General features: G+C 43.8%; 16 protein-coding genes. 15 read left to right on the top strand and 1 reads right to left on the bottom strand.

Annotated elements, in window-relative coordinates; genetic code table 11:
- Nucleotides 1-224: 224 nt before the first annotated feature.
- Nucleotides 225-2,027, bottom strand: coding sequence for an AMP-dependent synthetase/ligase (locus tag F597_RS0103930; protein WP_019538413.1), 1,803 nt, complete (start codon nt 2,025-2,027; stop codon nt 225-227).
- A gap of 198 nt (nt 2,028-2,225) precedes the next feature.
- Between F597_RS0103930 and F597_RS22205 the strand changes: the two genes are divergently transcribed.
- From F597_RS22205 to F597_RS0103860, 15 genes are all read left to right on the top strand, one after another.
- Entirely contained in the window at nt 2,226-2,579 is a 354-nt protein-coding gene (locus F597_RS22205; protein WP_019538412.1) for a hypothetical protein, read from the top strand.
- Between the two features lies 1 nt (nt 2,580).
- Nucleotides 2,581-2,811 carry a DUF4294 domain-containing protein gene (locus F597_RS22200; RefSeq protein WP_019538411.1) on the top strand — a complete coding sequence of 77 codons (231 nt, stop codon included), beginning with the start codon at nt 2,581-2,583 and terminating at the stop codon, nt 2,809-2,811.
- Nucleotides 2,812-3,023: 212 nt separating this feature from the next.
- On the top strand, nt 3,024-3,668 hold the full coding sequence (locus tag F597_RS0103920; protein WP_019538410.1) for a DUF4294 domain-containing protein: 645 nt from the start codon (nt 3,024-3,026) through the stop codon (nt 3,666-3,668).
- A 166-nt stretch (nt 3,669-3,834) separates the two neighbouring features.
- On the top strand, nt 3,835-5,556 hold the full coding sequence (locus F597_RS0103915) for a SulP family inorganic anion transporter (protein WP_026327098.1): 1,722 nt from the start codon (nt 3,835-3,837) through the stop codon (nt 5,554-5,556).
- A 4-nt stretch (nt 5,557-5,560) separates the two neighbouring features.
- Nucleotides 5,561-7,396 (top strand): YgiQ family radical SAM protein, encoded by a 1,836-nt coding sequence (locus F597_RS0103910; RefSeq protein ID WP_026327097.1) that lies wholly within the window; start codon nt 5,561-5,563, stop codon nt 7,394-7,396.
- 134 nt (nt 7,397-7,530) lie between these two features.
- Nucleotides 7,531-8,277: a NigD1/NigD2 family lipoprotein gene (locus F597_RS20080; RefSeq protein WP_019538407.1), complete on the top strand. Its 747-nt coding sequence runs from the start codon at nt 7,531-7,533 to the stop codon at nt 8,275-8,277.
- A 204-nt stretch (nt 8,278-8,481) separates the two neighbouring features.
- On the top strand, nt 8,482-9,465 hold the full coding sequence (locus F597_RS0103900; RefSeq protein WP_026327096.1) for a GntR family transcriptional regulator: 984 nt from the start codon (nt 8,482-8,484) through the stop codon (nt 9,463-9,465).
- A 154-nt stretch (nt 9,466-9,619) separates the two neighbouring features.
- The gene (gene fucI / locus F597_RS0103895; protein WP_019538405.1) at nt 9,620-11,392 is read left to right on the top strand and encodes an L-fucose isomerase; all 1,773 of its coding nucleotides are present in this window, start codon (nt 9,620-9,622) and stop codon (nt 11,390-11,392) included.
- Between the two features lie 117 nt (nt 11,393-11,509).
- Complete coding sequence (gene fucP / locus F597_RS0103890; RefSeq protein WP_019538404.1) at nt 11,510-12,838, top strand: L-fucose:H+ symporter permease; 1,329 nt, start codon at nt 11,510-11,512, stop codon at nt 12,836-12,838.
- Nucleotides 12,839-12,931: 93 nt separating this feature from the next.
- Nucleotides 12,932-13,213 (top strand): carboxypeptidase regulatory-like domain-containing protein, encoded by a 282-nt coding sequence (locus F597_RS22805; RefSeq protein WP_026327095.1) that lies wholly within the window; start codon nt 12,932-12,934, stop codon nt 13,211-13,213.
- Entirely contained in the window at nt 13,164-16,100 is a 2,937-nt protein-coding gene (locus F597_RS0103880; RefSeq protein WP_019538403.1) for a SusC/RagA family TonB-linked outer membrane protein, read from the top strand. Before F597_RS22805 ends, F597_RS0103880 begins: the two co-directional genes overlap by 50 nt.
- A 26-nt stretch (nt 16,101-16,126) precedes the next feature.
- A complete protein-coding gene (locus tag F597_RS0103875; RefSeq protein WP_019538402.1) occupies nt 16,127-17,896 on the top strand; it encodes a RagB/SusD family nutrient uptake outer membrane protein in 1,770 nt (589 codons plus the stop codon).
- A 71-nt stretch (nt 17,897-17,967) separates the two neighbouring features.
- On the top strand, nt 17,968-19,434 hold the full coding sequence (locus F597_RS0103870) for an alpha-L-fucosidase (RefSeq protein WP_019538401.1): 1,467 nt from the start codon (nt 17,968-17,970) through the stop codon (nt 19,432-19,434).
- A gap of 133 nt (nt 19,435-19,567) precedes the next feature.
- A complete protein-coding gene (locus tag F597_RS0103865; protein WP_019538400.1) occupies nt 19,568-20,956 on the top strand; it encodes an alpha-L-fucosidase in 1,389 nt (462 codons plus the stop codon).
- A gap of 100 nt (nt 20,957-21,056) precedes the next feature.
- Nucleotides 21,057-23,285: an alpha-L-fucosidase gene (locus F597_RS0103860; protein WP_019538399.1), complete on the top strand. Its 2,229-nt coding sequence runs from the start codon at nt 21,057-21,059 to the stop codon at nt 23,283-23,285.
- The last annotated feature ends 4 nt before the right edge of the window (nt 23,286-23,289 follow it).

Raw genomic sequence — 23,289 nt, 5'->3', positions numbered from 1 at the left:
ATATTATGAAAATATAGTGAAAGCCTAGGGAATAACCAAGCTTGCTTGAGTTATTCCGAGGCGCATCCTATATTCTCTAAAGATAGTGATTCAATGTGATGATTTGTTGATTTAATGATATGATGATGGAATCATAAGGTGGGAAGGTGAAAAAGTGGAAAGGTAGATATACACTTCGCACGATAGAGGATAATCATTTTCAACTTTCAATTTTCAATTTTCAATTAAACATACAGTCCATCAATCACATCGGCGTATCTTTCCAGAATCACTTTTCTCCGTAGTTTAAGTGTATTGGTCAACTCACCGGTTTCCATCCGGAATGGCTCGGACAGCAGGGCGAAACGCTTAATTTTCTCATAGGAGGTGAATTGCGCCTGCAACAATTCGATCCGACCGAAAATAAAAGCATTGATTTCAGGGTTATTCACCAACTCTTCTGTCGAATCAAACAGGATACCCTGTTCGCGGGCATACGATCTGAGCGCATCATAGTTAGGAACGATCAGCGCACTTACAAATTTTCGCTGATCTCCGATCACAGCTACCTGGTCGATATATTTATCTTCGCCGATACGTGTTTCGATCATTTGCGGTGCAATATATTTCCCATTGGAAGTCTTATAGAGATCTTTGATCCGATCGGTGAGAATAATCTCATTATTTTCCGTGAGAGAACCGGCATCTCCGGTTCGGAAATAACCATCTTCCGTAAAAGCAGCTTTGGTTGCCTCCGGCTTATTGTAATAGCCGCACGTCACTGTTGCCCCTTTCACTAATATCTCATTGTTCTCCCCTATCTTCACATCCACATCAGGCATCACTTTTCCTACCGTACCTATACGGAACCCCTTTTCGGGAAAACAACTTACTGTGGCAGTAGTTTCGGTTAGACCGTAACCATAAATAATATGCACATCTATCGATTGCATGAATTCGTTGATGGTGTCCGACAAGGGAGCACCGGCTACGGGGAAGAAATTCCCCCGGTCAATTCCCACTACCCGCTTTACCAGATAAAAAACCGTATGCCTGTAAATAAAAAATTTCAGCCGGTTACCTATCGGTGGTTTTTTCCCCTTGTTCACAAATTCCAGATTATGCCGTCGTCCCGTTTTGACAGCATCAGTAAACAACCACTTTGTGATGCCGGAAGCATCGTCCATCTTCTCTTTCACGCCGTCATACACCTTTTCCCAAAAACGAGGGACGTTGCTCATCACCGTGGGACGCACCTGCTTAATGGTTTCCCTGATTTCTCCCGGCTCCTTATTTACCGCAATGGTTACGCCTTTACACAGGCAGTAATAACTCCACGCCTTTTCAAATATATGAGTAAGAGGAAGAAAACACATAGAGAGGTCCTTGTCCGACAAATTGGCGATCCGGATATCATGTATCCTGAATATCTCTGAGAAGTTGGCATGTGTCAGCATCACTCCTTTCGGCTCGCCGGTAGTACCCGATGTATAGATAATAGTCGCCAGATCATTATTTTCCAATTGCTTCAACCGGGCATTCACCAGTGCTTGTGATTCGGAATTATCACCTGTAGTGATGAAATCATCAAAATAGACCGACGTCTTGTCGTCGGGTTTCAACACTACATTCCTGTCGAAGACAATCAGTTTTTCCAGAAAACGACTCTCTTGCTGCACTTTATATGCATTATTATATTGAAACTGCTCACCCACAAAAAGTAGCCTTATCTGGGCATCGTTTACAATATAGTTCACCTGCATAGGAGACGAAGTGGCATACATCGGCACCATCACCGCCTTGTTGGCATACACAGCGAAATCGGTGATCAGATACTTTTCCATATTCTGAGAGTATATCCCGACATTATCACCCGGTTTCAGGGTCATCTCGGCCAAAGCTTGAGCAGCCTTTATGATCCTATCCGAAAGATTGTTCCACGACAAATGCAACCATTCGCCACCCGGCCCCTGATACATTACCGCTGTTTTATTTCCGTATTTCTGAGCCTGTTTGTGAATAAGTCCACCTAAATGAGAATATGCCATTGTCTTCAGTTTAATCCAGTCAAAAATACACTTTTTCTCCGATTATTTCTCAAAAAATGCACTTTTTTTTGTTTTGTCCTGCTTTGACCTGCATTATCTCTATTTCACTTAACAGCCTAAAGACCCGAAGATTAATTAACTACACTTAACGCGTTTTTTTGACTGGAAATAAAAGAGAGCGACTACCTTTGTATTGTTATGAAAAGACGTATAGTCATATACCTTATAGCATGGTTTACAGTTGCTCTGCCTCTCACATTGGAAGCTCAGCGTCATTCCACGGCAAATCAGGATTCCGGCTTCAATACGCCGGCATCTGATGTTCTTTTTATGCCCGACACTTATGTCACTATCCCTTTGGAAGGAGATACTGCTATTTGCTGGCAGGAAGGAGATACTATTTCCTGTATGTATCTGAAGGATTTTATCAACTATTCGTCCTACATTTCTCTAAGCACAAAAGAACAGATAGCTTATTCCAAACTGATCCGCGATGTAAAGAAAACCCTCCCTTACGCAAAGGAAATCGCCGCCATTATTCTGGAAACATAAAATGAAAAAACTTACCCGGTCACAGGGACAGTTACTAATGAAATTAGTAGACCGGGAAACCAATTCCTCTTCCTATCATATTATCGATGCTTTTATGGGTAGTTTCAAGGCATGGTCCTACAACTTGTTTGCCGGCTTGTTTGGCAACAGTCTCAAAATCCGCTACAACCGTTACGGCGAGGACCGCGATATTGAGCGCGTCTGCATACTTGTGGAAAGGGGAGACATATAATATTTAAAATAACAAATCAAGATTTTATAAGCAGGGAGCAAGACAAACCGTATCTTTGACAGGATAAAATCAAAACGCTGGTGAAAATGATTATTATACTCCTATTATTACCGGAATTTTACTTAACAATCTAAAAACTCGAAGATTAATTAACTACACTTAACGAGTTTTTTTGACTGAAAATAAAAGTGACCCATTATCTTTGCATCGTTATGGAAAGACTTATCTTCATATCCCTTACACTATTCACAACTCTTTTATCTCCCGGGATAAAAGCACAGGGATATTATGCAGCCAATATAAGCCCAGATTCCGATACACCGGTGTCTACCTTCTTTTTAATGCCCAACGTGTATCCTGCCGTGGTATTGGAAGGTGATACCGTCGCCTGTATGTGGCTGAAGGATTTTATTAAGTATTCTCCTCTCACCTTCCGCAACACCAAAGATCAGATAGCCTATACCAGGCTGGTCCGTGATGTAAAGAAAACACTCCCTTATGCGAAGGAGATTGCTGCCATCATCCTGGAAACATATGAATATATGGAGACGCTTCCCAACGATAAAGAGCGGCAAAAGCATCTGAACCGGATGGAGAAATACCTCATGGATCAATATACCCCGAAAATGAAAAAACTCACCCGATCGCAGGGACAGTTATTAATGAAACTGGTAGACCGGGAAACCAATTCTTCCTCCTATCATATTATCGATGCTTTTATGGGGAGCTTCAAAGCCTGGTCGTACAACCTGTTCGCCGGAATGTTCGGCAACAGCCTCAAAACCCGCTACAACCCTTACGGCGAAGACCGTGTAACCGAGCGTGTCTGCGTACTCGTAGAACAGGGAGCGGTATAATATATTTGATTAGCCAATTAGTAGATTTAACGATTAGCAGATTATAATTACATAATCAAGATATCGGCACATCATCACATCAACAAATTATCACATTAATTTTCTACCTTTGCACCGCTTTTCATTGGCACATTAGTCACATTAGTCATATTGATACATTAGTTTCATGAGAATAGATTTCCTACGGGATTTTCAACCAGCGCTTTTTCAATCATTAAAAACCTATAGCAAGGAGAAATTCTTTGCCGACCTGATGTCGGGATTGATTGTGGGTGTGGTGGCACTACCACTCGCCATCGCTTTTGGGATTGCTTCGGGAGTTACGCCTGAGAAAGGAATATATACCGCAATAATTGCCGGATTCATCATCTCATTTCTGGGTGGCAGCAGAGTTCAGATCGGAGGTCCTACCGGCGCCTTCATCGTGATTGTCTATGGTATTGTAGAGCAATATGGAGTGCAGGGTCTTGCCATCGCGACCGTACTTGCCGGTATAATGCTTTTGGCGATGGGTTTTCTGAAACTGGGAGCAGTTATCAAGTTTATCCCTTATCCCATTGTCATCGGCTTCACAAGTGGCATCGCCCTGACCATCTTTTCTACACAGATAAAAGATTTCTTTGGGCTTACCACTCCGGCATTACCTTCGGGATTCATTGAAAAATGGGGCGTTTACCTCCAGCATTTCGACTCGATCAATTGGTGGGCAGCACTCATAGCTGTTGTAAGCGTAGCTATTATCGTATTCACTCCCAAGATATCAAAAAAAGTGCCGGGTTCACTCGTAGCCCTTGTCGTAATGACATTGGCGGCCTACCTGATAAAAACCTACGGAGGTGTCACGACCATAGAAACTATTGGTGACAGGTTTATTATCAACAGTCAGTTACCGGATATGGAGCAAATACCATTGAATCTCGAAAGTATCCGCCTCCTGTCTCCGGTCGCATTTACCATTGCCATGCTGGGAGCTATCGAATCCCTATTATCGGCTACTGTAGCTGATGGAGCGACAGGACACAAGCACAATTCGAATATGGAGTTGATAGCACAAGGTGCCGCCAATATTATCACTCCGTTTTTTGGAGGTATTCCCGCCACCGGGGCCATTGCACGTACAATGACCAACATCAACAATGGCGGGAGAACACCTGTTGCGGGAATTGTTCATGCCGTAGTACTTTTACTGATTGTCCTGTTCCTGGGTGATCTTACCCGACATATACCTATGGCTTGCCTGGCAGGTGTATTAGTGGTTGTAGCATACAACATGAGTGAATGGCGTACATTCGTATCACTCACCAGGCAGTCGAAATCGACTATGGGTATTTTGATGACGACCTTTCTGCTCACTGTCATTTTCGATCTGACCATCGCCATAGGAGTCGGCCTGATGCTTGCCATTTTCGGTTTTCTGAAGAGAATGAATGAAAGCACTCAGGTATCACGCACCACCGGAAGTATTGATTTGGCGAAAGAGGCGGAGTCCCATTATACAGACATACAGGAAGAAGTACTTCACCTGCCCGATGGTGTGGAAGTCTACGAGATCGAAGGACCTTTCTTTTTTGGAGTAGCCAGTAAATTCGATGAGATAACGCGGGAATTGGGAGATCATCCGCGTATTCGTATTATCCGTATGCGTAAGGTACCTTTCATCGATTCAACCGGATTGAACAACCTCGAAATATTGTGTAGACGTTCAAAGAAAGAGAAGATACAAATTATTCTTTCAGGTGTGAAAGACAGCGTGCGCGAAAGCATCGAAAAGTCCGATATTCCACAGATCATCGGTAGCGAAAATATCTGTTCCAATATTCATCTGGCAGTAAAAAGGGCGGAATTGCTGGATGCAGAACGAAAACAAAGACAGATCAACAAAGGCTGACCATATGGACCACCAATCCTATCAACTCACCGATTGGCTACCTACCACCAAGAAAGAATTGGATCTTCGCGAATGGGATAGTCCTGATGTGATCCTCTTCTCCGGTGATGCCTATATCGACCATCCCTCGTTTGGCACAGCTGTTATCGGCCGTCTGCTCGAGAGCCAGGGATTACGCGTGGCAATTGTGCCGCAACCTAACTGGCGGGACGATTTTCGTGATTTCAAGAAACTGGGTGCTCCCCGACTCTTCTTTGCAGTGACAGCCGGCGTAATGGATTCAATGATCAATCATTACACGGCCAATAAAAGGCTCCGATCACAGGATGCATACACCCCTGACGGCCGAGCCGATATGCGTCCCGACAGGGCAGTAACAGTATACTCCCGTATCCTGAAGGAACTCTATCCCGACGTGCCGGTCGTAATCGGCGGGGTGGAAGCTTCATTACGCCGGATCACCCATTATGATTACTGGAACGACAAACTCCACAAGACCATCCTGGCCGATACAAAAGCCGACCTGCTGATATACGGAATGGGGGAACTCCCTCTCAAACAACTGATACGTGAGATTCGTGATGGTAAACATATCAGGGAAATAAATGATATCCCGCAAACCGCTTTTATTCGTACTGAAGCATCTGAAAATCCGTTCAATGAAGAAGTTACACTTTTTTCGCATGAGGAATGTGCAAAAGATAAACTGAAACAGGCCAAAAATTTCCGCATAGTTGAGGAACAGTCCAATCGGCTTTCCGCTGCACGCATTCTTCAAAAAGTAGACGGTAAAACCCTGATTGTCAATCCTCCCTACCCTCCGATGAAGGATGAAGAGATAGACGCCTCATTCAACCTTCCCTATACCCGCCTGCCTCATCCCAAATACAAGGGCAAGCATATCCCGGCTTACGAGATGATCAAATTCTCGGTCAACCTCCATCGCGGGTGCTTCGGCGGATGTGCTTTCTGCACTATCTCTGCACATCAGGGGAAATTTATCGCTTCCCGCTCCAGACAATCTATTTTAGATGAAGTGAAGAAGATCACCCAAATGCCCGACTTCAAAGGATATATCAGCGATTTGGGAGGTCCATCGGCCAATATGTACCGTATGCAGGGGAAAGATCTGACAATTTGCGAAAAATGTAAGAAACCCTCCTGCATCTTCCCGAAAATCTGTTTCAACCTGAATACCGATCATTCCGATCTGTTGGATATATATAAAGCAGTAGATTCATTGCCTGGGATAAAGAAATCATTTATCGGAAGCGGAATCCGTTACGATATGCTGTTGCAGGACAGCAACGATGAGAAAATCAACGAATCCCACCGGATGTACCTCCACGAACTGATTAGAAACCATGTCTCCGGCAGATTGAAAGTCGCTCCCGAACACACTTCAGATACCACACTCAAAATCATGCGAAAACCTTCTTTCCGGTATTTCGACCGGTTCAAACAAATCTTCGATGAACTGAATAAAAAACATTTGCTGAACCAGCAACTTATCCCCTACTTCATCTCATCACACCCAGGATGCAATGAGGAAGATATGGCGGAACTGGCCGTTATCACAAAAAAACTAAACTTCAAACTGGAACAGGTTCAGGACTTCACGCCATCCCCCATGACGCTCGCTACCGAGATCTATTACACAGGTTACCATCCCTATACATTACAACCGGTATATACAGCCAAAAGCAGAGAGGAAAAAAACGATCAGCGTCAATTCTTTTTTTGGCACGATCCTAAACAAAGACACTCTGTAATCAAAAAACTCAAACGCATAGGCAGGTCCGACCTGGTTAAAAAACTCTATTCCAGAGATATTTTATAAAGAAAAAATATCCCATTTGATAACTCTTCACCAGAATACCTTAAATAACGTTAAATATTAAAATTTTCCTCTTTTTCCATGCAGCGTTTTCTCTTTTTCTGCATCTGATTAATAAAGAAAAATAAAAATGTCGCATGAAGAAAACAGTATTAAAAATCAGCATCCTTTTGGTTGGAATTTTACTGGCTATCCCCTCCTGTGACGATAATGGAAGGTCGCTGGGAGATATCTATATCAGTATAGCCACAGTTATACCCGAAGGTGAAAATGCTTATTCATTCCTATTGGACAACGACAAACGCCTATGGCCTGCTGCCGGCAATGTAAGATATGCACCAACACACAACCAGCGTGTCTTTCTCAATTACACCATATTGTGGGAGAGTTCGGGAGCAACATACGATTATGACATCAAAGTAAACGATATATGGAATATCCTTACAAAACAAGCAATTGAACTGAATGCCGAAAACCAGGACAGCATAGGCAACGATCCGGTAAAAGTCAAAGACATATGGGTAGGGGGAGATTATCTGAATGTATCCTTTTTGTTCAATTACGGCGGTGTCAGACCACACCTGATCAACCTCGTCGAGAACACACTCTCAGATGAAACATCATCCGACGCAATTGATCTCGAATTCCGCCATAACGCCTATCAGAGTCCGCAGACGAAATTATATGAAGGATTTGTCTGTTTCGACCTGAAACCCTTCAGAACGGATGACGCCGACTCTGTAAATCTTTCCATTAAAGTGAAAGGATGGAACGGAGAAACAACAACATACGATGTAGTTTACAGGTATAACCAACCGGTTGCGGAGGAAAAAACAACCGCCCGAATACCTACACCTGTAATATCATCCAATGAATACTATTAATTTTTTAAACCACAACTTAATTAGTTCTATTTCTTATATGACTTTTTGATTTTCCAATAACCGGGCGGCCTCTGTGAAGAGATCGTCCGGTTTACTTTTCCTGCAAACAGATGTTATATAACATGTAAAAATCTTTTTTTACCTCTTTTTTTTGTTCTATTTTTGCACCAGCACAGTACAGTACAGCATAGCAGATTTAAACCCGTGGAATTAAAATTCAATAACAAAAACACCAAAGTACAGCAACTGACGGATTTTATACAGAAATCCATTGCCGCGCGTGAATTGAAGGTAGGGGATAAATTACCCTCCATCAATCAGTTAAGTCAACGGTTCTGCCTCTCCCGCGATACAGTATTCAAAGCCTTCACCGACTTAAAAAACAGGGGAATAATTGATTCTGTACATGGTAAAAACTATTATGTTGCATCGCGTACCAAAAATATATTGTTGCTACTGGATGAGTACACACCCTTTAAAGAGGTAATGTACAACACATTACGAAAAAGGCTACCCTCTTACTATGAGATCGATCTCTGGTTCCATCAGTACAATGAACATCTTTTCAACCAGATAATCAACGATTCCATAGGCATGTACAATGGGTATCTTGTGATGAATTATCACAACGAGAAGTTTTCCGAAGCATTGATAAAAATTGATAAAAAGAAATTATTACTTTTGGATTTTGGTAAATTTGACAAAAATGGGTATTCTTATGTTTGTCAGGACTTCGATACCGCGCTTTACAATGCCCTGGAAACAATTAAAACCCGGTTAAAAAAATACCGGAAACTGTTCTTCGTATTCAATAAAAACCATAAACATCCACAGAGCAGCAAGGAGTATTTTAGTAAATTCTGTATTGACAACAATCTTCCGTTTGAGATTATCGATGAGATCACCGAAAAAATGATTATTCTGGATAACGCATTTTATCTGGTTATCAAACAGGAAGATCTCGTTACGATCATAAAGAAAGGGAGACTGGAACAACTCAAGGCCGGCAGCGATTACGGATTACTGGCATACAATGAAAACCCGTTCTATGAAGTGATAGAGAACGGGATAGCGAGCATAGGGGTCAATTGGGAAAGAATGGGAAATTTGGCCGCTGATTTTATCATTAATGAAGATCCTGTACAGGAATTTTTACCTACAGAGATTATGTTGCGGGATTCGCTTTAATCCTGGAACTCCTGAAAAAAATTTCATCTATAATCAGCACAGTTCAGCACGCAGCCATTACGACTAAAAAACAATTTATTGATCCCCGATGAGTCGGGACTAGTAGTGATAAAGTGATTTTTCATCTTTATTTTAAATACATAATCATAATCGTATGAAGAAGAAGTATCCTAAAATCGGGATCCGTCCTACAATCGACGGACGTCAGGGAGGCGTCAGGGAAAGCCTCGAAGAGAAGACTATGAGCCTGGCAAAGGCAGTTGCAGAACTAATCAGAACCAATTTAAAGAATGGAGACGGAAGTCCGGTAGAGTGCGTGATTGCCGATGGCACCATCGGACGCGTAGGTGAGAGTGCCGCCTGTGCAGCAAAATTCGAGCGGGAAGGTGTAGGTTCTACTATTACTGTCACTTCAAGCTGGTGTTATGGTTCGGAAACCATGGATATGAATCCGCACTATCCTAAAGCCGTTTGGGGGTTCAACGGAACGGAACGCCCCGGCGCCGTATACCTGGCAGCAGTCCTGGCATCCCATTCACAGAAAGGACTACCGGCATTTGGCATCTACGGACACGAGGTACAGGATCTGCAGGATAACACCATACCTGAAGACGTTGCCGAAAAGCTCTTGCGTTTTGCCCGTGCAGCACAAGGCGTAGCCACAATGAGGGGACAATCATACCTATCCATCGGCAGTGTTTCGATGGGTATTGCCGGATCTATTGTCAATCCCGATTTCTTCCAGAAATACCTGGGCGTCCGCAACGAATCAGTCGATTCCACAGAAATCTTACGACGGATACAGGAGGGGATCTACGACCACGAGGAGTTCGAAAAAGCCATGGCGTGGACAGAAAAATACTGTAAAGTGAATGAAGGTACCGATTTCAACAGACCGGAAAAACAAAAGAGCCGGGAAGAGAAAGACAATGACTGGGAGTTTGTGGTAAAAATGACCATTATCATCCGTGACCTGCTGCAGGGTAACCCTAAACTCGAAGCAATGGGTTTCAAGGAAGAGGCGATCGGACACAATGCCATCTTCGGAGGATTCCAGGGACAACGACAATGGACTGATTTCCTGCCCAATGGCGATTTCAGCGAGACGATACTGACTACATCCTTTGACTGGAATGGCATCCGTGAAGCTTATACATTTGCCACTGAAAACGATTCCCTGAACGCTGTCGTCATGTTATTCGGCCACTTGCTTACCAATACGGCACAGCTATTCTCAGACGTTCGCACTTACTGGAGTCCTGATGCCGTAAAACGCATCACCGGAAAAGAGCTCACGGGATTAGCTGCGAACGGCGTAATTCACCTCATCAATTCAGGAGCTACTACTCTCGACGGTACAGGTCGCATGGCTATTGATGGCAGACCAGCCCTGAAAGAACCCTGGAATATCACCGAAGAAGAAACAAAAGCCTGTCTTGCAGCTACCACCTGGTCGCCGGCTAACCGTGATTATTTCCGTGGTGGCGGATATTCATCCACCTTCCTCACCAGAGGCGGTATGCCCGTCACCATGTCCCGGTTAAATATGGTAGACGGTTTAGGGCCTGTACTACAGATAGCCGAGGGATGGACGGTAGGTCTCGATCCCGAAGTGCACGACATTATCAACCAGCGTACAGATAAAACATGGCCTACCACCTGGTTTGCCCCTCGTCTTACCGGAAAAGGCCCTTTCAAAGATGTCTATTCTGTGATGAACAACTGGGGAGCCAACCATGGAGCGATCAGCTACGGTCATATCGGTCAGGATCTGATCACACTTGCATCGATCCTTCGCATTCCGGTATGTATGCACAACGTGGAAGAAGACGAGATCTTTCGTCCATCAGCATGGAACGCTTTCGGTATGGACAAAGAAGGTGCCGATTTCCGTGCCTGTAAAAATTTTGGTCCTATTTATAAATAACCTCACAACAATTATACTGCACCAACTCCTTTCTCCCCAATTGAATTGATAAAGATTCAACGGGGAGGGGGACAGGGTGGTCAGATAATGATCAGGAGTGGTTCAATAAATAATGAGATGAATAGAACGAAACTACCATTACTTAAACACAACGGCGTCAATTATCTGTTGCCGTTTATCATCATTACCGCCTGCTTCGCCCTGTGGGGATTTGCCAACGACATTACCAATCCCATGGTAAAAGCGTTCTCCAAAATTTTCAGGATGAACGTTACACAGGGTGCACTGGTGCAACTGGCTTTTTATGGAGGTTATTTTGCCATGGCATTTCCTGCTGCTATATTCATAAAGAAATTTTCCTATAAATCGGGAATTTTGTTCGGATTGGCATTATATGCCGTGGGTGCTTTTCTGTTTTTTCCCGCCATGATGTCGGGCAACTACTATCCCTTCCTGGCAGCTTATTTTGTACTCACCTGCGGATTATCATTTCTGGAGACCAGCGCCAATCCTTATATCCTGACGATGGGGCCCGAAGAAAATGCCACCCGGCGACTTAATATGGCGCAGGCATTTAATCCCATAGGATCACTCATGGGAATGTACGTAGCCATGAACTTCATTCAGGCACGGCTCAATCCGATGAGTACTGCAGAGCGTGCCCTACTTTCGGATCCGGAATTCGAAGTGATGAAGCAATCCGACCTCTCTATCCTGATCGCGCCTTATCTGGCTATAGGATTGGTGGTCCTTGCCATGTTCCTGATTATCCTTATAGCGAGAATGCCGAAAAACGGAGATAAAGACAAAAGCCTCCATTTTGGTGCCACGTTGAAACGGATTTTTTCCATTCCCAACTATCGCCAGGGAGTCATCGCACAATTCTTTTATGTAGGTGCACAAATTATGTGCTGGACATTTATCATTCAGTATGGTACACGTGTTTTCATGAACCAGGGAATGGAAGAACAGGCAGCCGAAGTCCTTTCACAGAGATATAATATTGTTGCGATGATTATATTCTGTATCAGTCGATTAATCGCCACTTACCTGATGAAATTCTTCGATCCCGGAAAAATGTTACGCGCATTTGCCATTGCCGCAGGAATATTTACGCTGGGAGTGATCTTTCTTCAGAACATTTGGGGACTTTATTGTCTGGTAGCAGTGTCAGCCTGTATGTCGCTCATGTTTCCCACTATCTATGGTATTGCCCTGAAAGGAATGGGAGATGATGCAAAATTCGGTGCGGCAGGGCTGATCATGGCCATATTGGGAGGATCCATATTACCTCCGGTGCAGGCAGCGATTATCGATATGGGTACAATAGGAACGGCATTCCCTGCAGTAAATGCTTCATTTATTCTGCCGCTCATATGCTTTGTGGTGGTAGCCTGGTACGGTACTCAGGCATATAAAAGGAGTAAAATAAACATGTACGCATGATATAGCGATATGGTACAATGTGAGATATTAAAAAATAAAGATATCTTGTAGTTAAATGAATGTTATGAATTATTAATCCTTAAAAGAAAAAGAATGAAAAAAGAGAAGTTGTTTAAATGGAAAGGATTACTGTTCGCATGTATGTGGATAGTATCCATTGGTCTGTTTGCACAAAACATTACCGTGACCGGAACGGTAACAGATGCGAACAATGAACCGGTTATCGGAGCGACGGTTAGGGTGAAAGGAAGTTCTTCCGGAACGGTTACCGATTTAGACGGTAATTATAGTATTTCTTTATCTCCCCCCCCCCCCCGAAGATATCGTGCTGATTTTCACGTATGTAGGGTATGTAACTCAAGAAATCCGGTATGAAGGACAAGATCGCCTGGATGTCCAACTTGAAGAAGACACTCAGGCGCTGGATGAGGTTGTGGTTGTAGGATATGGAACACAAAGGAGAGTAAATTTGACAGGGGCTGTAGAGTCGGTCAGCGGTTCGGTTTTGGAAAACCGTCCTATCACGAATATCGGACAAGGACTACAAGGTGTGGTGCCAAACCTTAATATCACCATGAATAACGGAGGAGCACCCGGAGCATCATCGAATTTTAATATCCGCGGTACTACGTCTTTAAACGGTGGCAGTCCTTTGGTTTTGGTAGATAACGTACAGATGGATCCCAATCTGGTAAATCCTGACGATATTGAATCTATCTCGGTTTTGAAAGACGCGGCTTCCGCAGCTATTTATGGAGCACGCGCAGCATATGGAGTCATATTGATTACCACGAAAAAAGGCAAGATCGGTCAAAAACCAACCATTCAGTTTTCAACGACTGCCTATTGGCAACAACCCGCATTGTCTTTTCACAACGTAAATTCAATAGAGTTTTTAACGATGAAAGATCTTGCTTACCAGAATTCGGGTGGTAGCGGCCATTATTATAATGAAGCAATATACGACTATGCCGAAAGGTATTTTAATGGTACTTATGATTCACCCGTATTCTTTGATGCGAGTATAGACCCTTATAAGTATCAGTATGTCGGAAATACCGACTGGTGGAATGAACTATATAAAAACTCCTTCTCTTCCATATATAATGCAAGTATAAACGGAGGGAACGATAAAACAACGTATTACGCATCATTGGGAATGAATGATCAGGGAGGTATTTTGAAAGCGGCCGATGATAAATACCGTAAATACAATGCAAACATCAATGTTTCGACAAACATTACGGACTGGTTGAATGTTTCCGCTAAAATCATGCATACCTATACGGACGAAAAGCATCCTACGGGCGGTACTACAGCCATGAATCCAACGGCTTATTCCGGGCTTTCCGCATACAGTGGAATGATGAAAAACGACTTAAGTCCATTGATGCCTGTGAAGCATCCCGACGGGAATTATGCCGGTCAGGGCAGTTATACTAACCCGGTAGCCATACAAGCTCAAGGCGGTAACGCTATCTATAAACAAAACGATCTCTGGATGACGGGAGCCGTTATGCTTACCCCGCTCAAAGGGTTGATAATTAATGCTGACTATACGTGGAATTATTATGGAAAGGCGACATCACAACATGTAAGAAATTTTTATGATTATACAGCCGTTCCCGGAACAGAGAACTACTATCCCTGGACTAACCCGAGCAGTATAACTCTGACGAATGATGATGATTACTACTATGCCCTCAACACTTTCGCGGAATATTCTTTTTCATTGGCAGGAGAAAATACGCATAACTTCAAGGTTATGGCAGGGTATAATCAAGAAATGAAAACGACAAAGTATCATTTCACAGGCCGTAAAGATCTGATTGACAACAACAACCCCTCTATCAACCTGGCTACCGGCGAAATTGCCACCAGTGGCTCGGAAAGTCAATGGGCTATAAACGGCATCTTCTCCCGTATTAATTACGATTATAAAGGGCGTTATTTATTAGAAATGAATGGACGCTACGACGGTTCTTCTAAATTTGCAAAAGGACAGCGCTATCAATTTTTCCCGTCGGTATCCGGAGCATGGCGAATTTCCGAAGAAACATTCTGGGAACCGCTTAAAAATGTTTGGGATAATATGAAAATTCGCCTGTCATATGGTTCTTTAGGAAACCAGGTTGTCGGGGACCTGGGGAATTTCCCCTATCTGGCATCATATGGTGTGAATACCCAATATGGCTATCTTTTAAACGGTAGTCTTCCGGTTGCCGTATCCGCGCCGGGGCTCATAAGTCCTTCATTTACCTGGGAAACGGTAGATCAAATAGATGTAGGATTCGATGCTTCATTTTTACAGAATCGTCTGACTGCAACATTCGATTGGTATCGGCGGAATACGAAGGATATGCTTACTGCAGGACAAGCTCTCCCGGCAGTGCTGGGAACAAGTGTCCCCAATGAGAACGCTGCTGATATGAAGACTTTAGGCTGGGAACTCTCTCTTGGCTGGAGAGATCGGCTGTCGAGCGGATTCAGTTACTATATAAAGGGGGTTTTATCAGACTACCAATCCACGATTACCAAATTTGCAAATCCGACAGGATTACTCAGTCAATATTATGTAGGCAGAAAAGTAGGGGAAATTTGGGGTTATGTATCCAACGGACTATACCAAACCGATGCCGAAGCAGATGCAGGCCACGACCAATCCTATCTGTATAGCGGAAGATGGGGTGCAGGTGACGTGAAATACGAAGACCTGAACGGTGACGGCAAAATAAACATCGGAAGTAATACATTGAGCGACCCGGGCGATCGCAAAATTATTGGGAATAATACCCCGCGTTACGCTTATGGTATTACCGCCGGATTTGATTATAAAGGAATAGATTTTGAAATGTTCTGGCAAGGTATCGGCAAACGCGATTATATGCCGGGAGGGAGTTCATTCTGGGGTTTTACCTCTGAATGGGACACGCCATTAAAAACCGCTCTGGATTATTGGACAGAAGATAATAAAGATGCCTATTTTGCCCGTCCCAACTGGAATAATGGAGGGAACCGGCAAACCTCTACCCGTTATCTGCAGGATGCGAGCTACATACGCTTAAAAAATGTCACTCTAGGATATTCTCTTCCACAATCTGTCGTATCACAATATAAAATCCAGCGTGTAAGATTTTTCATACAAGGTGAAAACTTATTGACATTCACTTCCTTAATAAAATCATTTGACCCTGAAACGATAGACAATATGGTTTATCCTATTAGTAAAAAAGTTTCTATCGGCTTAAATTTGACTTTTTAAAGTTTAATATCTAAAAGAATAAAACAATGAAATTAAAATATTTAATATACATTGCAATTTTTTCAGGTTCACTCGTTGCTTGCGATGTTACGGATCTGTCCCCTATAGATTCATTCACGGATGAATCTTACTGGACCTCGGTGAACGATTTGAAACTGTATGCTAACGGTTTATACGGAAACCTTAGCGCTCCCACTGCTACAGGAGATAATATAAGTGATAACTTTGTTACAAACAGCTATAGTAGTTATCTTTTTAATGAATTGACGATTCCTGCAGAAGCATCCTCAGACAATGGCTGGTATTGGAATACCATTCGTAATTGCAACTATTTCATGCAGCGTTATGACAAAGTATCCGGCTCAGAAGAAGAAATTAATAAATATGTGGCCGAAGTTCGTTTCTTTCGCGGGTTACTTTATTACGACAAGATTAAATCTTTTGGCGATGTTCCCTGGTACGAAACGGACTTGCAAACATCCGACACGGAAGAATTGTATAAAGCAAGAGACAGCCGGGACTACGTGTTAGGCAAAATCATAGAAGATCTCGAATTTGCAATCAATTGGTTACCAACTAAAGCAAGCGCGGAAAGCGGACGACTCCACAAAGATGCAGCTAAAGCTCAATTGGCCAGAATTTGCCTGTACTATGGTACTTATAAAAAATACCATAACGAAACATCGTCAGTTGACTCTCTTTCTTCTACCTCGTTATTGCAAAAAGCGGCTTCTTTGGCCAAAGAAATAATGGATTCAGGCAATTACTCGATTGTAAAAGGAACAGACGCGGGAAGCGATCAATTATCTTTTGACGGATATCCATTATATTATTCAAACCAATTTACCCAGGAAGATTTAAGCACCAATGCCGAAGGTATTCTTTGCCGTTTTTACGAAACGGGTGTATTGACACACGAAACAGGCCGTCAGGTGAGTGAAAATGGCATGGGTTTATCAAAAGATTTTGTGGAATCATTTTTAATGAAGGATGGAACCCCGATCTTTAATGCCGGATCGGGCTATAAAGGCGATGATAACCAGGAAAATGAATTTGCAGATAGAGACCCGCGCATTTATCAGATAATCGACAATAAGCACAGACCATATACCGTAATAAGTGGTACACAATACGTAAACGCAGTTGCCAACGTCGCTGCCAGCCAGGGCGTCACAGGATACCCTTGCGTAAAATTCCGATCAGCAAATTCTCAACAAGCCGAAGCAAGAAACACATCTTATGATTGGTTCGTATATCGTTATGCAGAAATTTTACTGATTTATGCCGAAGCTCAAGCAGAGTTGGATCTGTGTACACAAGATGTGCTGGATAAAACCATTAATCTGCTTCGCGATCGCGTGGAAATGACCCATCTCACCGTAAACCCTGTTGCAGATACTAAACCCATTAATTACGGATATACATTATCAAATTTGTTATATGAAATCCGAAGAGAACGTCGTATCGAATTAATAGCAGAAGGGTTCCGTCTGGATGACCTGAAACGTTGGAACGCAATGAAATTGTTGGAAAATCCGAAAACAATGTTCGGCTTAAGGATTACTGATGACGTTATTACAGCCTACGCTGCCGCGAATATAACGTTTGGCGGTGCTTCGGGACGCCCAATTATTACGTATGACGGAGAAACTTATCTGTATCAGTATGCAGCGGCAAAAACATTAAATGATGCGGGCCGTGTATGGTCAGGTAGCGATCGCAGATGGTTATCTCCTATTCCAACCAATGAAATTACATTAAATCCGAATTTAATTCAAAATCCAGGATGGAACTAATTTTGATTATTATCAGGAGAAGTGTGGCTTCACACTTCTCCTGATAATTTATTTTAAAACTACTCATAATAATGAAAAAAAGAATCCTTACAATCACCTTTCTGGTTTGTTGCACTATCGGTCTGTTACTGACAGCCTGTCAACCCGGGAAAAGTGTAGAGCCGCCGGCTCCGGTATTGCCGGTGCCGTCCGGAAACCAGCTTGCCTGGCACGAAATGGAAATGAATGCATTCATTCATTTCACGACCAATACCTTTACCGGTAAGGAATGGGGATATGGCGACGAAAGCCCCTCCATCTTCAATCCCACCGAACTGGATGCCGACCAATGGATATCTGTTTTGAAAGAAGCCGGATTCAAAGGTGTGATCCTGACCTGCAAGCATCATGACGGTTTCTGTCTGTGGCCTTCCGAATATACGGAACACTCTGTCAAGAACAGTCCGTATAAGAACGGGAACGGCGACATCGTCAAAGAAGTAAGTGATGCCTGCAAAAAGCATAGTCTGAAATTCGGAGTATACCTCTCCCCATGGGACAGGAACCATAAGGATTACGGAACCACTGAATACATAACCTACTACCGTAATCAGTTGAAAGAACTGTTTACGGGCTACGGTCCTGTATTTGAAATGTGGTTTGACGGAGCCAACGGCGGCGACGGTTATTACGGCGGAAAAAGAGAAATGCGGAGGATCGACCGCGAAACATATTATGACTGGCCGACAACGCTCGATCTGGTACGGGGTATCCAGCCGCAGGTTGTTTTCTTCAGCGATGCCGGACCCGATATCCGTTGGATAGGAAACGAAAGTGGATATGCAGGAGAAACCAACTGGAACACTATCACTCCGGATACTTTATACGCCGGAAAAGCAGGAATCCAGAAACTTCTGAACACCGGCTCCATCGACGGCTCCCACTGGATTCCGGGCGAGGTGGATGTATCCATCAGGCCGGGATGGTTTTACCATGCAGAGGAAGACTCCCTTGTAAAAACACCCGAACAACTGTTCGATATCTACCTTACTTCAGTAGGTAGAGGGTCGGTGTTATTATTGAATGTCCCACCCGACAGAAGGGGGCTGATCCATGAGAACGATATCCGCTCGCTTCAGGGTTTCAGGAAACTACTTAACGAGGCTTTTTCGAATAACCTGGCAATCGGAGCAACAGCTAAAGCAAGCAGTTATAGAGGTAAATCGTCTCAATTTTCCCCTGAAAACCTGATTGACGGAGATAAAGAAACATATTGGGCAATGGACGACGATGTAGTGGCAGGTAGTTTTGAACTGGAATTCAGCGAACCCCAAACGGTTTCCTACATTCTCCTGCAAGAATATATTCCTTTAGGTCAACGGATCAAATCGTTCCGCGTCGAAGTATGGAACAACGATGAATGGGAAACAGTGTCCAAAGCTACAACCATCGGGTACAAAAGAATTTTGCAGATAAACCCTGTGAAAACCTCAAAAATAAGAATAGATATCACCGATTCGAAAGCCTGTCCGGTGATTTCCAACGTGGAACTTTATTAAAAACTGTTCATAAGAATTGTTCGCTATGAACACAAAAAATGATCTTAGCCGTTGTGTTTATTACTATGGGTCGCAACAACTTCTTATTTTCACTGTTAAAAAGAAGAAGTGAGACCAAAGAAATAAAAAGAAAATGTATAAAAAACAAATCCTGATCTTATGTGGGATACTATTCTCCGCACTGATCCATTCCCAGCAGGGTTTCGTACACGAACAATCGAAAGGATATGTCTGGCCGGAAGAAGAGAACGTACTCAAAAAACTGGATAACTGGCAGGATCTCAAATTTGGAGTACTGTTCCATTGGGGCTTGTATTCTGTCCCGGGAATAGTAGAATCATGGTCGATCTGTTCGGAAGATGTCGATTGGATACCGCGCGATAGTACCGTTTCCTATGAGGAATACAAGCGATGGTACTGGGGATTGAAAGACCAGTTCAACCCGGTAGATTTCGACCCCGACCAGTGGAGTGATGTCATGGAAAAGGCTGGAATGAGATATGCCATCTTCACTACTAAACATCATGATGGGTTCAATATGTTCGACACAAAGGAATCGGACTTCTCTATTGCCAAAGGCCCCTTCAAGAATCATCCGAAAGCCGATGTGGCAAAATTCGTATTCGAAGCTTTCCGACAGAAAGATTTCATGGTAGGAGCCTATTTCTCCAAACCCGACTGGCATAGTCAATATTACTGGTGGGATTATTTCGCTACACCTACCCGGAATGTAAACTACAAAATCGAACGCCATCCGGAGCGATGGGATAAGTTCAAACAGTTTACCTTCAACCAGATGCAGGAGTTGATGACCAACTACGGCGATATAGACATCCTTTGGCTCGACGGCGGATGGGTAGCTCCTCCCAGACAGGATATCGATATGGACAGAATCGCGGCAATGGCTCGCAGCAACCAGCCCGGTTTGCTGATCGTAGACCGTACTATCCGCGGAAAATACGAAAACTATCAGACACCGGAGCGCTCCGTTCCCGCAGAACAACTTCCCTATCCCTGGGAAAGTTGTATTCCTTTAAGCAGCGACTGGGGGTGGATACCGGACGCGACCTTCAAAACACCGGTCGAAGTAATTGCTTTACTGATCGAAGTGACGGCCAAAGGTGGAAACCTTCTGCTGGGTGTAGGCCCTACATCTGAAGGGATTATCCAGCCGGAAGTGGAAGTAATATTGAAAGAAATCGGTGACTGGCTGAAAATAAACGGCAAAAGCATATACAACACCCGTATCACTCCTCATTACCATAGCGGGGACGTATGGTTTACAGCAGACAAGGACAGCAAAACAATCTACGCCCATTATGTTCCTGAAAACGACAAGAAAATACCTTCCGTGATTGAGTGGGAAGGCAATACACCCAAAAAAGGGAGCAAGGTTACTCTTCTCCACATCCAAAAACAGGTAAAATGGACAGTAGATGGAAATAAAACCCGTATCGTTTTGCCGGTTATAAAAAATCATATTAACTTGCCATTGGTATTTTCATTTGAAACGAGCAGATAAACCTTTTTCACACAAGAAAACTATTAAAGCGAGTTCCATATGATACCTTTGAGAATAAAAGTATTAATCATATGAAACGAGCAGATAAATCATTCCAATAATGCAAAAAATAATTCTATTCCTGGCCGGCATTCTTCTTTTATCTTGCCAAACAGGATCACAAAGTTCCATCACTCCCCAAAGTACAATCAAAATAGAAGAGGGAGACAGTAAAGAGGTCATTATCGAAAAGGCGGCCCATGTGGTTCCTACAAAGAACCAGTTAGATGCTTTGAGAAACGAGTTTATTGCTTTTATCCACTTCGGTCCCAACACCTTTACCCGTAAAGAATGGGGCGACGGCATGGAAGATCCGGCGGTTTTTGATCTGAAAACGCTCGACACCGACCAGTGGTGCCAGGCCATGAAAGCAGCCGGTATGAAAATGGTCATTCTCACCGTCAAGCATCATGACGGATTCGTACTGTGGCAAAGCCGTTATACCGATCATGGCATTATGTCATCGGGATTCCTCGACGGGAAAGGCGATATACTCAAAGACCTTTCGGAATCATGCAAAAAATATGGATTGAAACTCGGGGTTTATCTCTCCCCGGCAGATCTGTATCAGATTGAACATCCCGAAGGGTTATACGGTAACCTGAGTGAATATACCAAACGTACCATTCCGCGTGAAATGCCGGGACGCCCGTTCGAAAACAATACCACGTTCGAGTTTGAAGTAGATGATTACAATGAATATTTCCTGAATCAGCTTTTCGAGATACTGACAGAATATGGTGAGATCCATGAAGTATGGTTTGATGGCGCACATCCCAAAAGAAAAGGCGGACAGACATATAACTATCCGGCATGGAAGGAGTTGATCCGTACCCTCGCACCCAAAGCGGTCATTTTCGGGCGTGAAGATATCCGCTGGTGCGGCAATGAAGCAGGAGCTACACGGTCTACCGAGTGGAACGTGATCACTTATCCCGAAGATCCCCATTCCTCTACCCATTTTTCTGATCTGACCGATACCGATCTGGGCTCAAAGGAGAAACTTTATGAGGGTAAATACCTTCATTATCAACAGGCCGAGACCAATACTTCCATTCGCGAAGGGTGGTTTTACCGCGACGATACGCACCAGAAAGTACGAAGTGCCGATGATGTATTCGACATTTACGAACGTTCCGTCGGGGGAAATTCCACATTCCTACTGAATATTCCGCCCAACCGTGAAGGGACATTCTCTCCCCGGGATGTAGAGGTGCTCGAAGAAGTGGGAAAACGCATCCGGGAAACTTACGAAGTAAACCTCTTACAAGATGCTAAAGGGCCGAAACAGGCACTGGACGGCGATCCGGACACCTACCTGTTATTGTCTAAAAACAAACGCGAGATCGTCGTTACACTTCCCGCACCCGCCACGATCAACCGGCTGATGTTACAGGAAGCCATCGCCACCCACAGTGAACGTGTGGAACAACATGCGGTGGACGCATGGATAGACAATCAGTGGAAAGAGATTGCCACGGCGACCAACATCGGTTATAAGCGTATTCTCCGTTTTCCCGAAGTCACGACCAATAAACTCCGTCTGCGAGTATTGGCGTCTCGGCTGGATCCGGCTATCAGTCATATATCGGCACACTATTACCGTACCCGCCCGCCCCAACTGGCATTTACACGCGACAAAGAGGGAATGGTCTCTATTGCTCCGCTGCAGACCGAGTTTAACTGGAATCCCCATGGCGAGAATGCCGCCGGCAATCTGAATACCGGATATGAGATTTTTTATACACTCGATGGATCGGAACCGACCCAAAATTCCCAACGATATGAGAATCCTGTAAAAGTAGAGAACAATATACTGAAAGCAGTCTCGTTCAACAATGACGTACAAGGGCCGGTATACAGTGAAGCATTCGGAATTGTGAAAAAAGACTGGGTATTGCTCGGCGTCAATAGTCAACGAAGTGACCGCACTGCCGCCCTGCACGCTTTCGATGCAAATCGCCGTACTTACTGGCAATCACAGGAAGGTGCAATGCCCCACTTCATCGCTATTGATCTTGGTAAGGAATATGAACTGAAGGTGATGGTATACACACCACAAACTTTTCATGGTGATGGGATGATGACCAAAGGAAATGTTCAGGTCAGTGCTGACGGGAAAAACTGGAAAACGGTGGAAACCTTTGAATTCGGGAATCTGATTAACGATCCCACTCCGCGAACACACCAGTTCGCCAACCCGGTAACTACCCGTTATATACGGGTACAAGCCACAGGTATCGCGGGAGACGGGAAATCTGTAGCAATTGCTGAACTGGATTTTTTATAAGTAA

This window comes from Proteiniphilum acetatigenes DSM 18083 (assembly GCF_000380985.1).
Classification (GTDB): domain Bacteria; phylum Bacteroidota; class Bacteroidia; order Bacteroidales; family Dysgonomonadaceae; genus Proteiniphilum; species Proteiniphilum acetatigenes.
Note: the sequence above shows the minus strand (reverse complement) of the source record. Positions and strands in the feature narration are given on the sequence as shown.